The sequence below is a fragment of the Nonomuraea monospora genome (assembly GCF_039531895.1).
In the GTDB taxonomy this organism is placed as follows: domain Bacteria; phylum Actinomycetota; class Actinomycetes; order Streptosporangiales; family Streptosporangiaceae; genus Nonomuraea; species Nonomuraea monospora.
In genome coordinates, this window is the sequence record NZ_BAAAQX010000008.1 from 77,099 (window position 1) to 91,884 (window position 14,786).

A 14,786-nucleotide genomic window follows, 5' to 3' on the forward strand; every position below is an offset into this window, starting at 1 on the left:
TTTCCGGCTACTCGCCGCATGCCATGAGCTCATGAACGCTCAACTGCCACGCCGGCCGGACCCGGCTGATCGCTTGCCAGGCACTACGAGCGTCGGTGGAGAAAGCGGCCAGCACCTCCGCGAGCGCGTCGAAGCCGCCCTCCCAGGCAGGCACATCAGTGCAATAGTCGAGGCGAACGCCGTCCAGGGAGGCGGCGAACACCTCGCCCACCGTCCAGCAGGAATAGCCAATAGGTCGCACACTCCACCCGTAAGCGGGCGGCTTCCGGCGAATCCCCATCGTCAGCAGCGGACAGCACCGCCACCAGGTCATGTGGCGGGGTGTCATCGATGGCGGTCTCGTGCAGGAGGGAGAGGAAAGCCGTGCCGGCGGCGGTTCCTCCTCCCTCAGCACGACCAGGTCCGCCTCGACACCATCCTCAAGTGCGGCAACGGCCCGGGCGATCGCAGCATCGAGGACGTGGGTTGCGGGCGTACGTGCTCAGTCAGGTGGCGACAAGATCTCCAGCTCGGGCTGGCGTACGTGTGCGGCTGAGAAATCAGCGGTCCGCGCCGCGTGCTTAGATGTCTGTCCGCATCCGGCCCGCTGGAAATGGCCGCCGGCACTTCACAACGCTGCCTGATTGGCGGACCGTCTGAAGAGAGAGGCTTCGCGGATCTGTGCCGACCTCCACGAGGAGGTGTCGGGTTTCCGTGCCCGCTCCCTGTCCGACCAGCAGTTCCCTACCTGTTCCTGGACGCCACCTGCTGCAAGCGGGGTCAACCGCCGCGTGGTCTCCCAGGACGTCATCACCTGGTCGGGGAACGCGACGAATGGCAGGTCGCCGACTGTTGCCACCCATCCGAAAACTCCATGGCCCTCGTCGCCCCGCCCAGCACCGACCCGCAGGGCGATGGAGCGCCGTGTGCGCCCCAAATCGCCTGCGTCCAGTGAGAAGTGAACGCGAAGGCCAGCGTGGTGCCGTTGACACAGCGACGGCCTCATCGGCGAGGACAGTTGCTGCCTGGCGCGGCACTTCACGCTGGGCTCACTCAAGGGTGAACGCCCGTCGATTTTCCAGGTGGGCCGGTGCGATGCCTGGCCCTTGTGCGGAGCAGGCTCGATGTCGTCCTTCAGCCACATGGCGTTCTGGCAGCGCCGCCCGTTGGAGGCGGGCCTTGCGGTGTTCGCGGAGGTTGATCACGCCGAGCCGTGCCCGCATCGCGGCGGTCAGGCTGCGGCCCTTGAGCGCCCTGTCGTAGACGGATTCCCGTCGCATTCCGAGGATCTTGGCGAGTTCCCCGAAGGAGTAGCCGCCCGGTTTGTCCTGGTTGATGGCGATGGCGATGTTCATGGCGTCCCGCAGGTGTTGCCGCAGGGGTTCGACGTGTACCAGGCCGGCCGGGTCGTCGGAAAGCCGTCGGGCGAGCGCGTCCACCATGCGGTGCAGCATCGCCACGTATTCTTCGGTCTCCACGACGCGGCGGCGGTGCCTGCCGGGGGAGGGGAGGGGCCACAGCTTGAACCTCCAAGCATAAATTCAGAGGGAAATAGGAAAGCGGGCAGGAAAGACATGGCCGCCGGGGGAGACCGTAGGGAGACCGGAAGTCATGGACAGGCCCGGTTCCCTGCGGAAAACCGGGCACCATCCGTCACCGAACGAATTCCCCGTCAGAGCTCTGACCTGCTGAACTGCTGATTCTCGCCGTTATTGCAGGAATACTGCTTGAACTGCACGTCATTCCCCGTCGCCGAACTCGGCAGATCGAGACACTTCCCCGAATGCCTGGCCACCACCCGCACATATCCCCCTCCCGCATCCTGCAACGTCCACTGCTGATTGGCCCCCGCCCCGCACCCGTACTGCTGCACAGCCGCCCCATCGGCAGTGCTGACGCCGTTCACGTCGAGGCACTTGCCGGAGTTCCGGGCCACGATCTGCACGTAACCGCCGCTGACCGACTGAATGCGCCACTGCTGGTTGGTGCCGCCATTGCAGTCGTACTGGATGACGGCCGCGAGATCGGCCGTGGAGCCGTTGCGCACGTCCACGCATTTGCCCGAGTGCCGCACGGTCAGCCGGTCGTACCCGGTGCCGGTGGTGGTGAGGGTTCCGGTGGCCGTGTCGAGGGTGAGGCGGCGGGCGTAGGTGAGGCTCATGGTGGTGTTGGTGGGGAACTGGACGGGGAGCCAGACGTAGCGGGAATCGTTGACCGGGCCGCCCCACGCGCCCGCCCACCGGTCGCCCAGGTAGAGGTAGGAGGTGCCGGAGGTGCCCTGGACGGGGAGGACGAACGCGGGCTGGGAGCCGTAGGTGAGGGTGTCGCCGGCGTTCTGCCAGGCGCTCCACGTGCCGGTGATGCTGGTGGCGGTGGCGTACTTGGCCTGGTTGGGCTGCCAGCCGGTGGCGCCCGAGGTGAGCATGAAGTAGACGCCGTTGCGTTTGAACAGGGCGGGCGCTTCGCGGTGGTCGCCGTCCCACCTGCGCACCAGGGCGGCCACGTCGGTGAAGTCCGGGGTCAGGCGGTAGACGTGCAGGTCGTAGTTCTCGTCGGCGGCCGAGATCATGTAGCCGGTGCCGTCGGTGTCCACGTACGCGGTGATGTCGCGGGACATGTGTCCGAGCGGGCGGAAACTGCGCAAGTAGGTGTAGGCGCCGTCCACGGTGCTGGAGATGGCCACGGCCGCGCGCGCCTCGCCGTAGTCGCTGCCGTTCTCCTTGTGCATCCACATGACGAACTGGCCGGTGGCCGGGTTGTGGATCACCTTGGGGCGTTCGATGTTGGCGACCTGCAGTTCGGGGGCGCTGGACTGGGTGAGCACGTGGTTGCGGAACTCCCACGTGCGCAGGTCGGACGAGCGGTAGGCGGAGACGTAGCGGAAGGTGCCGTCGGGGTTGCGGTTCTCGCCGAACCAGTAGTAGAAGGAGCCGACCTTCACCACGCCGCCGCCGTGGGCGTGCAGGAGGTTGCCCGAGGTGTCGGTGAACTGGGCTCCGACCGCGACGGTGACGGGGGCCGCTCGGGCGGGGAGTGCAGGTAAGAGGGTCAGGACGAGGGCGGCGAGCAGGGGCAGGATGCGGGACATGAGGGTGCTCCGATCAGCCTGGGCCGAAGAGGGTCAGCCTTTGATGCCGGTGAGCAGGACGCCCCTGACGATCCACCGCTGCGCGATGAGGAACAGGGCGACCAGGGGCAGGATGGCCACGAGCGCACCGGCGAACAGCGCCGGCAGGTTGACCGCCTGCTGGTTGAGGTTGGTCGACAGCGCCACCTGCACCGTCCAGAACTCCGGGTCCTGGCCGATGACCAGCGGCCACAGGAACGCGTTCCAGTGCTCGATGAAGGACAGGATGCCGAGGGAGGCGAACAGGGCGCCGGAGTTGGGCAGCGCGAGCCGCCCGTACAGGCCGAGGTAGCCGAGGCCGTCCACCCGGCCCGCGTCCTCCAGTTCGCGCGGGAAGCGCAGGTAGAAGCCGCGGAACAGGAGCACGGCGAACGCGCTGAACAGGCCGGGGACGATCAGCCCCCACATGGTGTTGACGCCGCCGAGCGAGCCGACCACCACGAACGTCGGGATGAACGTGGCCGCGCCCGGCACCATCATGGTGGCGATGATGAAGAAGAACGCCGGTCTCGCGGCGGGCACGGGGATGCGGGCCAGCGCGTACCCGGCCATGGAGGCCAGCAGCGTCGACAGCGGCGCGGAGATCGCGGCGATCAGGAACGAGTTCCACAGCGCGTGCGCGAGCGGTACGGCCTCGTTGCCGAACGCGTCCGCGAAGCCCTGGAAGGTGACGGTCTCCGGCCACCAGTGCCAGTCGAGCGAGCCCAGCTCCCGCCTGGTCATCAGCGCGTTGCGGATGAGCAGGTAGAACGGCAGCAGGAACGGCACCGCGAAGACGATCACCGCCGCGTACGAGCCCAGATGCCGTTTCCTCATCAGCCCTCCTCCTCGTTCCTGCCGAACCCGGCGAAGCGGCCCTGCAGCAGCGTGAACACCACGATGAGCAGGGTCACCACGAACGCCCCCGCCGACCCGGCGCCGTAGTTCTGCTCGCCGAGCGCCGTCTGGAACAGGTGGATCAGCGGCGTGCGGCCGTCGGCGCGGGCCAGCCCCGACAGGTTGGAGACCAGGATGTTGTAGAACTCGTCGAACGCCTGGAACGCGTTGATGATCAGCAGCAGCACCACGGCCACGGACGTGTTGCGCAGCATCGGCCAGGTGATGTGCCGGAACAGCCTGCCCTCGGACTCGGCGCCGTCCACCCGGGCCGCCTCGTAGAGCTGGGCGGGCACCTGCTGGATGCCGGCCAGGAACAGGATCATGTAGAAGCCGGTCTGCAGCCACAGCCGCACCGTGACCAGCACGATCCAGTACAGCGGCGGGTCCACGGTCGCCACCCAGCCGATCGACTCCTGGTAGCCGAGCAGGTAGGCCAGGCTGTTGGCGACGCCCGACGGCGTGCCGCTGAACAGGCTCATCTTCCACACCAGCGCGCCCACCACGTACGAGACGGCCGCCGGGATGAAGAACGTGGTGCGGAACAGCGCCCGGCCCCGCCGCAGCCGGTTCACCAGCACGGCCAGGCCCAGCGACAGGGCGAACGTCACCGGCACGATGAACAGCGTGAACAGCAGGATCGTGACCAGCGACCGGGTGAAGGCCGGGTCGCTCAGCAGCCGCCGGTAGTTCTCCAGGCCGTTCCAGTCGCCGAGCGCGATGGTGCCGCGGGCGTCGTTGAAGCTGAGCAGCAGCCCCCAGCCGATGGCCACGTACTTGAACACGAACAGCCCCGCCACCATCGGCAGCGTGAGCAGGAGGAACGCGCGCCAGGCCGGCCAGCGCGCGGCCCGCCGTCCCGCGGCGGGGCGCCTGCCGGTGTCGGGACGGAGGGGCGCGGCCGTGGTCGTCATAGCACCGGCACCTTGTCCAGGATGTCCTGCGACCGCTTGGCCGCCGCCGCCAGCGTCTTGCCCGCGTCGGCGCCCTTGCCGACGATCGCCACGATGGCGTCCTCGTACGGCGCGCGGACCTCGGGCGTCCACAGCGCCGGCTGCTTGATGCCGCTGGCGGCCACCGCGTCCATGACGGTCTTGGCCGGCCCGGTGTTGAGCTTGTCGGCCTTGGCGGCGGCGCTGTTGCGGGGCGGGATGTGGAAGCCGTAGGCCAGGCTCCAGTCGGTCTGCGCGGCGGTGTTGTCCACCCACAGCCAGCGCACGTACTTCTTGGCGGCCTCCAGGTGGGCGCTCTTGCCGTTGACGACCTGCACCCAGCCGCCCATGTTGACCACGGCCTGCCCGCCCGGCCCGAACGGCGGCAGCGCGAAGGCGTCGAAGTCGTCGCCCAGCGCCTCGGTCAGGCCAGGCACGGCCCACAGGCCGCACCACTGCATGGCCGCCGCCCCGTTGATCAGCGCGCCGGGGTCCCACCAGTCGGTGGAGTAGCCCTGGAGGGTGGCCTTGGCCTCGTAGAGGTCCCTGAGCGCGGTCAGCACCTCGGCCACCTTCGGGTCGTCGTAGATGATCTCGCGCTCGTTCACCAGGAGGTTGCCGTTCGACCAGGCCCCCACCAGGCCGAGGTCGCCGATGCCGTCGTTGCCGACGAACAGGCCCTTCTGCTTGCCCTGCGTGAGCTTCCTGGCCGCCGCGGAGAACTCCGCGAAGCTGGTCGGGACGCTCACGCCGGCCTTCTGGAACAGCGACTTGCGGTAGAAGACCAGCATCGGGTCGATGATCATGGGCACCGCGTACACCTGGCCGCCCCACGTGTACGGCGCCAGCACCTTGGCGTTGAAGTCGGCCTTCTCCGCGCCGAGCACGTCGTCCAGCGGGGTGACCTGGCCGGCCTTGACCATGTTCGGGCTGACGTCGTTGACCTCGTAGACGTCGGGGCCTTCCGCGGTGAGCACGGCGGCCGTCCACTTGGTGGCGTAGTCGCCGGGGATCCAGGAGACCTTGACCGCGATGTCGGGGTTGGCCTTGGTGAAGTCGGCGGCGTACTTCATGGCCGCCTGCTGCGTGCCCTCCTCGCCGTACTCGTGGTACCAGTGCGTCAGGGTGATCCGGGCGCCGCTCCCGGCGGGCGCGGCCGTGCCCTTGGCCAGCGGGTCTCCGGTCGAGCACGCGGAGACGGCGGCGCCGGCGACGAAGAGCACGGAGCCTTTCAGAAGTCCGCGCCGGGTGAGTGGTCTGTCCATCGGGGCCACCTCTCGCTGGGGGGATGAGTCGGGGCCGATGTCAGGTAACCGGTTACTTCAGACGTCGTGAGCCGGACGCTAGACGCGGATCTCCGGTGCCGTCAATGCGCTGTTAACTCTTCGTTACAAACGTGCTGGGGGCGGGCTTGACGGGTCCGGACGGATCTCTTAGCGTCCAGGGCACTGCTCAAGTAACCGATTACCTGAACCGGCGCTCACCTGGGAGATCGCATGACCACACCCCGACGCGTCACCATCAGGGACGTGGCCAGGAAGGCCGGAGTCTCGGTCGCCACCGTCTCCCGCGTGCTGGGCGGCGAGTACCCGGTGCTGGCGGCCACCCGCAACAAGGTCATGCGTGCCGTGCGCGAGCTCGACTACGTCCCGAACGCGCACGCCCGGGCCCTGTCGGCGGCCCGCCCCGGCGCCATCGCGATCGTCGTCAACACCATCGCGGTGCCGTACTACGCGCTGATCGCCCAGGGGGTGGAGGACCAGGCCGCGCAGGAGGGCAGGCTGTCGCTGATCTGCACCACCGGCGGCGACAACGGCCGCGAGCTGTCCATCGTGCAGTTGCTGCGCGAGCAGCGCGCCGAGGCGGTCATCCTGGTCGGCAGCGTGATCGTGGACGAGGAGTACCGCAAGCGCATGACGGAGTACGCCCATGCGCTGGCCGCCGCCGGCTCCCGCCTCGTCCTGTGCGGCCGGCCGCCGCTGGGGGAGGGGGTGCCCGCCCTCGTGGTCGGCTTCGACAACACCGGCGGCGCGCGCGCCGTGACCGCCCACCTGCTCTCGGCCGGTCACCGCAGGATCCTCTACCTGGGCGTACGGCCGGGCCACACCACCTCCGACACCCGCGTGGCCGGGTACCGCGCGGCGCTGGCCGAGTACGGCGTGCCCGCCGACCCGTCCCTGGAGATCGAGGCGGAGTTCGACCGCGACGCCGGCTACGCCGCCATGAAGCGCCGCCTGGCCGCGGGGCCGCCCGGCTTCACCGCCGTCTTCGCCGGCAACGACCTCGTCGCCGCGGGAGCGATCCAGGCGCTGCACGAGCACGGGCTGCGGGTGCCCGCCGACCTGTCCATCGTCGGCTACGACGACGTGCCGCCCGCCCAGGACCTGCGCCTGACCACCGTGCACCTGCCGCACGACGAGCTGGGACGGGCCGCGGTCCGCCTCGCGCTCGGCCGGCTGACCACCAGCCCGCTGACGCTCGGCACCCATATCGTGGTCCGCGACTCGGTCAGGCCCCTCGGCCCCCGATGACCGCGCCCGCGACGCGGGTCAAGGCCCCGCTGATGGCGTTCGCCATGCGGCCGCCGCTGCTGCCCGAGCTGTTCCCGCTGGACCTGCGCCGCCGCCTGTCGCTGGTCGGCCGCGTGCACGAACGTGTCATCGACGCCTTCGACGGCCCGCTCGACGCCGAGATCCTGATCACCGGGTGGGGCTGCCCGCGCATCGACGCCGACGTCCTGGCCGCCGCGCCCCGGCTGCGGGCCGTCGTCCACGCGGCGGGCAGCGTCAAGGGGCACCTGACGGCGGCGGTGTTCGACCGGGGCATCGCCGTGTCGTCGGCGGCGCAGGCCAACGCCGTGCCGGTGGCCGAGTTCACGCTCGCCATGCTGGTGCTGGCGGCCAAGCAGGCGTTCGCCAGGGCGCGGGCGTACACGGCGGGCGCCTGGTCCGGCGACGCGCTGCCCGGCGTGGCCACCCCGGGGGAGAGCGGCGGGCTGGGCGGCGCGGCCGTCGGGGTGATCGGCGCGTCCCGGGTGGGCCGCCTCGTCATCGGCGGGCTGCGCTCGCACGGGGCGCGGGTGCTGCTCAGCGACCCCTACGTGACGGCTGAGGAGGCGGCGCGGCTGGGCGTCTCGATCGTGCCGCTGGACGAGCTGTGCCGCGCGGCCGAGCTGGTCACCGTGCACGCGCCCGAGCTGCCGCAGACGCGCGGGCTGCTGGACGGCAGGCGGCTGGCGCTGCTGCGCGACGGTGCCGTGGTGGTCAACACCGCGCGCGGCACGCTCATCGACACCGCCGCCCTGGTACGGGAGTGCTCCGGCGGGCGGATCTCGGCCGTGCTCGACGTCACCGATCCCGAGCCGCTGCCCGCCGGGCATCCGCTGCTCGGCCTGCCCAACGTGCTGGTGACCCCGCACATCAGCGGGGCCAGGGGCAGGGAGCTGCGCAGGCTGGGGGAGTTCGCCGTGGGGGAGGTGGAGCGGCTGGCCAGGGGACGGCCGCTGCGCGGCGCCGTCCGCGTGGCCGACCTCAACCGCATCGCCTGACCTCGGGAGTGGCACCTCCTGGGGCCGGTCGAGCAGCGCTTCGTCCTCACGGTCAGGACTTGACCGCCTCCGGCAGGGGCGCCCCGGCCTGCCCGTCGCGGTCGCGGCGGCCGGGCAGCGTCATGGTGACCGCCGCCGCCACCAGCGCCGCGCCGCAGCCGATGAGCAGGCCCGTGCGGAACCCGGCCTCGGACGGCAGCGGATGCCCGCCGAAGTCGATGGTGAGCTGGGACAGGACGACGCCGATCACGGCGGCGGACACGGTGGTGCCGATGGAGCGCATCAGCGTGTTGAAGCTGTTGGCCGCGCCCGTCTCCGACAGCGGCACGGCGCCCATGATGAGGGCGGGCATCGACCCGTACGCGAAGCCGACGCCGATCGCGATGACGCAGGTGATCACCAGCATGCCCCAGGTGGAGCCGAGCAGCACCAGCGACAGGCCGTACCCGAGCGCCATGACGAGGCTGCCGACGATGAGCGTGGTCTTGGGGCCGCGGGCGGCCGACAGGCGGGCGCCGATCGGCGAGATGATCATCATCATCAGGCCGGAGGGCGCCATCCACAGGCCGGCGGCCAGCATCGACTGGCCCAGGCCGTAGCCGGTGGCGGCCGGGAGCTGGAGGATCTGGATGACGATCAGCGACTGGGCGTACATGGAGAAGCCGACCACGATCGAGGCCACGTTCGTCAGCAGCACCTGAGGGCGGGCGGTGACCCGCAGGTCCACCAGCGGGTCGCGGACCCGCAGCTCCCACCAGCCCCACGCGGGCAGCAGCACCACCGCGGCGCCCAGCAGGCCGAGCGTGGTGCCGCTCGACCAGCCCCAGTCGGCGCCCTTGGAGACGCCGAGCAGCAGGCAGACCAGCGCCGCGCCGAGGCCGAGCGCGCCGACGAGGTCGATGCGCCCCTTCGCCTTGGCGGGCGTGGCCGGCACCAGCAGCCAGATCAGCAGGGACACCAGCAGGCTCAGCGCGGCCGAGCCCCAGAACAGCACCCGCCAGCTCGCGTACTCGGCGACCGCGGCCGACAGCGGCAGGCCGAGCGCGCCGCCGATCCCCATGGACGAGCTCATCAGCGCGATCGAGGGCCCCAGCCGGTGCGGCGGCAGCACGTCGCGCAGCGCGCTGATGCCCAGCGGGATCATGCCCATCCCCATGCCCTGCAGCCCCCGCCCGATGACCATCGGAGCCAGGGACCCGGCGAACGCGCAGACGACGCAGCCCACGACCAGCGGCACCGAGCAGACGAGCATCATCCGGCGCTTGCCGTACAGGTCGCCTAAGCGGCCCATCACCGGCGTCGTGACCGCCCCTGCCAGCAGCGTGACCGTGATCACCCAGGAGGCGTTCGACGCCGTGGTGCGCAGCAGGGCCGGCAGCACACCGATCAGCGGCACCACCAGGGTCTGCGACAGTGAGGCGACGATGCCGGCCACGGCCATCACGGTGACGATGCCCTGCGCGCGAGTGTCTTCCACGCGGATCCCCCTCGAAACTCTCGACGTCGGAAGCGGTGTGCACTCTACACATAGTGTGTTACATGCACATGGTGCGGGAATCGGCGGCCGATAGGCTGATCCGCATCGGATGGACAGAAGGACCGGCATGGACAAGCCCACGCACCTGATCGAGTACGAGACGATGCTGCTCGGCCAGCACCGCCACCTCGACCGCAGCGCGTACATCCTGCTCAGCCGCATCCGCATGGAGGGCATGATGTCCATCGGCCAGCTCAGCGAGGCCTTCCGCCTCGACGTGTCCACCCTCAACCGGCACACCTCCGCGCTGCTGCGCCAGGGCCTGGCCGAGCGCATCCCCGACCCGCAGGGCGGCATCGCCCGCAAGTTCCGCCTCACTGAGGAGGGCGAGCGTTACCTCGACGCCGAGCGGGCCAGGAACATCAACGGCCTGGACAAGGTGCTGGCCGGGTGGAGCGCCGACGACGTCGCCGCGTTCGCCGCCTACCTCAAGCGCTTCAACACCGACATCGAACGCCTCGGCGGCCGTCCCTGGCCCCGCCCGGACCGCGAGGCCCAGGAGGGCGGCGGGGCAGGCGTGTAGGACCTGGGGCTCCGGGTAGCCGTGAGCAGGTGAGTCACGAAGAGGAATTCGGCTTCGCCTTCGAGGAACGGTACCGTCCGCTGCTCGCCGTCCTCGGCATCCGCCCCTCGACCTGCCGGCTGACGCTGAGCGAGGAGGTGCTGCGGGTGCGGTTCGGGCCGTGGGTGGTGTTGTCACCGCGGCACAACGTGACCGGCGCGGAGCCGTCCGGGCCGTTCTCGCCGTTCAAGGCGATCGGGGTGCGCGTGTCGATGGCCGACGGCGGGCTGACGTTCGGCAGCAGCACCACGCAGGGGGTCTGCATCACGTTCCGGCGGTCGGTGTCCGGCAGCGAACCCCTCGGCGTGCTCCGCCATCCCGGCCTGACGGTGACGGTCGAGGACCCCGCCCGCCTGATCGGCCTGATCACCGCGCCCAGCCGCGCCGCCTGACGCGCCGCTGTCGCGCAGATCCTGTCTGCCCTGTGACCAGCGCTCATATGCGAACGGATATCGGCGCGAGGCCGATACCGCTATTAGACAGACCATGATCGCATCTGCTTGGCTCCTGAGCTCCGGACGAACCAGCGAAGGACTGAGCAGATGCGACACCTGTGCGCCGCGACCGCCCTGGCGATCTCCCTCGTGGGCGGCGGCAGCCTGACCACCGGCACCGCCTCGGCCTCGGCAGTGGCGGTGCCGGTGGCCGTCGCCGCCGAGGCGGCGGTCAAGAAGGAGCTGCGGGCGCTGGAGGTGGCCTTCAAGGGACGCATCGGCGCGTACGCCATCGACACCGCCACCGGCAAGACCCTGACCTACCGGGCCGGCGAGCGGTTCCCCATGTTGTCCACGTTCAAGGCGCCCCTGTGCGCCGCCGTCCTGCACCAGGCCCGCACCCGGCAGCCGGGCCTGATGAGCAGGCGCGTCACGTGGACGGCCGCCGACATGAAGCCCAACTCGCCCGTCACGGAGAAGCACGTCAAGGACGGCCTCACCGTCTCCGAGCTGTGCGTGGCGGCCGTGACCCAGAGCGACGGGACCGCGTCCAACCTGCTGATGAAGCTCATCGGCGGGCCCAAGGGGATGACCGCGTTCTTCCGCACGCTCAAGGACCCGGTCTCCCGCATGGACCGCTGGCACCCCGGGCTGAACGACTGGACGCCCAAGGACCAGCGCGACACCACCACCCCGGCCGCCATGGCCGCCGACCTGCGCGCCCTCGCCACGGGAACGGCCCTGCACGCCGAGGACCGTGACCAGCTCGTCGCCTGGCTGCTCGCGAGCAAGGTCGGCGCGGAACGCATCCCCGCCGGGCTGCCCAAGACCTGGACGATCGCCCACAAGACCGGCACCAACTCCGACGGCTTCGGCGGCGGCAACGACATCGCCGTCATCTGGCCGCGCAAGGGCGGCGCCCCCGTCATCATGGCCGTCTACACCAACCGCACGCCCGGCCTGCCCACCGACAACCGGACCATCGCCAGGACCGCGACCGTCCTGGCCAAGGGCCTGGGCAAGCTCTAGGAGCCCCACCAGTCGAGCACCCGCGTGCCGTACAGGGTCAGCCACTTCGACGGCTCACCCTCCGGCACGTCCACCTCGAACCACACCTCCCCGGCCGGCGGGCGGCCCTGCAGCCAGGTGCCGTCCGGCTGCCGGGCGGCCCGGATCCGGTCGATCGCCGCGGCCATGCGCGGGTCCGGCGGCACGCCGTCGCCCAGCGCCGCCCGGCGGAAGTAGTCGGCGGCGTGGAGCACGCTGCACAGCCAGCGGAACGGGTAGACGAAGCGGTCCACCCACGGCGCCACCGGCTCGCCCGTGGACAGGCGGCGGAAGAGCCCGCGCCGCAGCAGGTACTCCTCGCCTGACCGCCGGGCGGCCCGGGTCGCCTCCGTGCCGCCGGTGGCCAGGTCGTAGGCGAGCAGGCCCTTGAGCGAGTTCAGCGTGGAGTGGAACGACGAGCGCGTCGAGCCCTCCACCCACTCGCAGTTCCAACCGCCGTCCGGCAGCCGGTGCGCCACGAACCACTCCACGATGCCGGTGATGTCCGCGCCCAGCCACAGGCCGTTCTCCACCGTCCAGGCGTTGATGCAGCAGTCGACCTCGCCGCCCCAGTACGGCAGGTCGTCGTACTCCCAGCGGCTGTTCTTCGCGAGCAGTTCGGCCGTGCCGCTCAGGGCGGCGGCGTCGAGGCCCCACTCGCGCAGCGTGTTGAGCGTCCACGTCGTCGCCGTCCAGGGCTGGCCGTCGGCGGTGGGGGAGAATTCGTGGCCGGCGGGGAAGTACGCGCCGCCCGCCCACTGGCCGTCCGGGTCCTGGAGGGCCAGCAGGCGGGCGCCGAAGCCCTCGGTCGCGATCCTGGCGCGCGTCGCCTCCCACACCTCGGGCGGCTCGTGCAGCAGGTCCCGTTCGACCTGCCAGCGCAGGGCCGGGTCGGAGTCGAGCAACCACGGGATCAGGGCGTCGGCCATCATGACGCGCAGTCTGGCACGGGAGGCGCGCCCACGGCCAGGCCGCTCAGGGGGCGCGGAAGGTGATGCGGTCGGCGGGCTCGGTCACCGGGTCGTCCGCCGGGCCGCGCACTTGCAGGTAGTCGGCCAGGGCCTCGGTGTCGGTGCCGTTGCTCACCCGGTTCTCGCCCTCCCGCATGACGGTGAAGTTGTCGCCGCCGGAGGCCACGTAGTCGTTGGCGGTCACCCGGTACGTCCTGCCGGGCTCCAGGGGCTCGCCGTCGAGCCTGATGCTGGAGGCGACGACCTGGTCACCGCCCGACTTGGTGGTGTCCACGGTGTAGGTGAAGCCCTCCGACACCTGGAGCACCATGTCCCGCGACTGGTTGATGAACTGCTGGCGCAGCAGCGTGACGATCTGCGCGCCGGTCAGGTCGAGGGTGGTCATGGGCGTGGAGAAGGGCTGCACGGCGAAGACGCGGGCGTAGGTGACCGCGCCGCCGTTCTCGTACACCAGGTCCGATCTGATCGCGCCGGGCGTGACGAACGCGACCCGCGCCCCCTGCGACTTGCCGGCGGCGAGCTGGGCGTCGGCGATGACCTTGCCGAGCGGCTTCTCCAGCGCCTCCGAGCCGCGTCCGCGCAGCTCCCCGGCGATGTAGCCGACCACCTTGTTCGCGACCGGCGCGATCAGCTTTCCCCAGCGGGCGATGAGCGCGGCCTGGCCGGGGTCCTCGGGCACGTCGCGGGTGACGATCACGTTGCGGGCGCGGATCCCGGACCGGACGAAGTCGCCCGTCTGGCGGTCGTAGGGCAGCGTGATGTCGGTGAACATCTTGGTGAACGAGGAGGTGCTGGTCACCAGGCGGCGCGCGCCGCCGGGGTCGGGGATGGTGCACACGTGCGACTGGTTGGTGTGCCCGGCGACGATGAGGTCGATCTCCGGGTCGAGCCGCTCGGCCAGCCCGACGATAGGCCCCGACAGGCCCGAGCCTGGGCCGCCGGCGTCGCAGTCGTAGTCGTAGATCTGGCTGGCCGCCTTGCCGCCCTGGTGCAGCAGCAGCACGATCGCCTCGACGCCCTCGCGGCGCAGCTCGGGGACGTACTTGCGCGCGGTGCTGACCTCGTCCAGGAAGCGCAGGCCCGCGGCGGACGCCGGCTCCAGGTCGGCGGGCGTCTCCTTCAGCGTCATGCCGAGGAAGCCGATCTTGACGCCGGGGGCGGCGGTCCGCACCACGTACGGCGGGAAGATCGGCTTGCCGGTGGCCGTCTCGATGACGTTGGCGGCCAGGTAGGGGAAGGACGCGCCGCGGAACGGGCGTCCGGCCTGGGCGCAGCCGTCCTGCGGGTGGCAGCCGCCCTCCTGCATGCGCTTCAGCTCCATCAGGCCCTCGTCGAACTCGTGGTTGCCCACGGTCGAGACCCGCAGCCCCATCAGGCCGAGCGACTCGATGGTCGGCTCGTCGTGGTAGGCCGCCGACAGCAGCGGGCTGGCCCCGATGTTGTCGCCCGCCGAGACGGTGAGGCTGTGCTGCTTCCGCGCCCGCTTGAGGTGGGTGGCCAGGTACGCCGCCCCGCCCGCCGGCACCTCCACCGGCTTGCCGCCCGCGCCCCGGGTGGTCACCATGCCGGTGCCGCCGGCGGGCGGCTCCAGGTTGCCGTGGAAGTCGTTGATCGCCAAGAGCTGGATCGGCACGGGAGGCTCGGCCGCCCGCGCCACCGCGGAGGGGAGCAGCACCGCCGTGACGGCGGCGACGGCGGCCACGACCCTGCGCCGCCCTGTCGGAATCTTCATGCGCGACAAGGTAACGCAGAGAGTAACTCTTTGTATACACAG

The 14,786-nt window shown here is 70.8% G+C and carries 14 protein-coding genes; 5 read left to right on the forward strand and 9 right to left on the reverse strand.

Annotated elements, in window-relative coordinates; all coding sequences use genetic code 11:
- Positions 1-7 precede the first annotated feature (7 nt).
- From ABD331_RS17545 to ABD331_RS17570, 6 genes are all read right to left on the reverse strand, one after another.
- Positions 8-211: a hypothetical protein gene (locus ABD331_RS17545; RefSeq protein ID WP_344475872.1), complete on the reverse strand. Its 204-nt coding sequence runs from the start codon at positions 209-211 to the stop codon at positions 8-10.
- 817 nt (positions 212-1,028) lie between these two features.
- Positions 1,029-1,457 (reverse strand): hypothetical protein, encoded by a 429-nt coding sequence (locus tag ABD331_RS17550; RefSeq protein WP_344475875.1) that lies wholly within the window; start codon positions 1,455-1,457, stop codon positions 1,029-1,031.
- Between the two features lie 194 nt (positions 1,458-1,651).
- Positions 1,652-3,067, reverse strand: coding sequence for an RICIN domain-containing protein (locus ABD331_RS17555; protein ID WP_344475878.1), 1,416 nt, complete (start codon positions 3,065-3,067; stop codon positions 1,652-1,654).
- Between the two features lie 33 nt (positions 3,068-3,100).
- Entirely contained in the window at positions 3,101-3,922 is an 822-nt protein-coding gene (locus tag ABD331_RS17560; protein WP_344475881.1) for a carbohydrate ABC transporter permease, read from the reverse strand.
- Positions 3,922-4,896, reverse strand: a complete 975-nt coding sequence (locus ABD331_RS17565; RefSeq protein WP_344475884.1) for a carbohydrate ABC transporter permease — start codon at positions 4,894-4,896, stop codon at positions 3,922-3,924. Before ABD331_RS17565 ends, ABD331_RS17560 begins: the two co-directional genes overlap by 1 nt.
- A complete protein-coding gene (locus ABD331_RS17570; protein WP_344475887.1) occupies positions 4,893-6,179 on the reverse strand; it encodes an ABC transporter substrate-binding protein in 1,287 nt (428 codons plus the stop codon). The genes ABD331_RS17565 and ABD331_RS17570 overlap by 4 nt, the downstream gene beginning before the upstream one ends.
- Positions 6,180-6,410: 231 nt before the next feature.
- Between ABD331_RS17570 and ABD331_RS17575 the strand changes: the two genes are divergently transcribed.
- Together ABD331_RS17575 and ABD331_RS17580 are read left to right on the forward strand one after the other, a co-directional pair.
- Positions 6,411-7,445, forward strand: coding sequence for a LacI family DNA-binding transcriptional regulator (locus ABD331_RS17575; protein WP_344475890.1), 1,035 nt, complete (start codon positions 6,411-6,413; stop codon positions 7,443-7,445).
- Entirely contained in the window at positions 7,442-8,461 is a 1,020-nt protein-coding gene (locus tag ABD331_RS17580) for a hydroxyacid dehydrogenase (protein WP_344475893.1), read from the forward strand. The genes ABD331_RS17575 and ABD331_RS17580 overlap by 4 nt, the downstream gene beginning before the upstream one ends.
- Before the next feature lie 52 nt (positions 8,462-8,513).
- Here the strand turns inward: ABD331_RS17580 and ABD331_RS17585 are convergent, their stop codons facing one another.
- Positions 8,514-9,938 carry an MFS transporter gene (locus ABD331_RS17585; RefSeq protein WP_344475895.1) on the reverse strand — a complete coding sequence of 475 codons (1,425 nt, stop codon included), beginning with the start codon at positions 9,936-9,938 and terminating at the stop codon, positions 8,514-8,516.
- Positions 9,939-10,065: 127 nt separating this feature from the next.
- Between ABD331_RS17585 and ABD331_RS17590 the strand changes: the two genes are divergently transcribed.
- The 3 genes from ABD331_RS17590 (at position 10,066) to bla (ending at position 12,023) form a co-directional block, all read left to right on the forward strand.
- Positions 10,066-10,521, forward strand: a complete 456-nt coding sequence (locus tag ABD331_RS17590) for a MarR family winged helix-turn-helix transcriptional regulator (RefSeq protein WP_344475898.1) — start codon at positions 10,066-10,068, stop codon at positions 10,519-10,521.
- A 29-nt stretch (positions 10,522-10,550) separates the two neighbouring features.
- Positions 10,551-10,952: a hypothetical protein gene (locus ABD331_RS17595; protein WP_344475900.1), complete on the forward strand. Its 402-nt coding sequence runs from the start codon at positions 10,551-10,553 to the stop codon at positions 10,950-10,952.
- A 150-nt stretch (positions 10,953-11,102) separates the two neighbouring features.
- The gene (bla, locus tag ABD331_RS17600; protein WP_344475902.1) at positions 11,103-12,023 is read left to right on the forward strand and encodes a class A beta-lactamase; all 921 of its coding nucleotides are present in this window, start codon (positions 11,103-11,105) and stop codon (positions 12,021-12,023) included.
- Here bla and ABD331_RS17605 read toward each other — a convergent pair.
- Both ABD331_RS17605 and ABD331_RS17610 read right to left on the reverse strand, forming a co-directional pair.
- Positions 12,020-12,973 carry a squalene cyclase gene (locus ABD331_RS17605; RefSeq protein WP_344475905.1) on the reverse strand — a complete coding sequence of 318 codons (954 nt, stop codon included), beginning with the start codon at positions 12,971-12,973 and terminating at the stop codon, positions 12,020-12,022. The genes bla and ABD331_RS17605 overlap by 4 nt on opposite strands.
- A gap of 43 nt (positions 12,974-13,016) precedes the next feature.
- Positions 13,017-14,744 carry a bifunctional metallophosphatase/5'-nucleotidase gene (locus ABD331_RS17610; protein WP_344475908.1) on the reverse strand — a complete coding sequence of 576 codons (1,728 nt, stop codon included), beginning with the start codon at positions 14,742-14,744 and terminating at the stop codon, positions 13,017-13,019.
- Positions 14,745-14,786 lie beyond the last annotated feature (42 nt).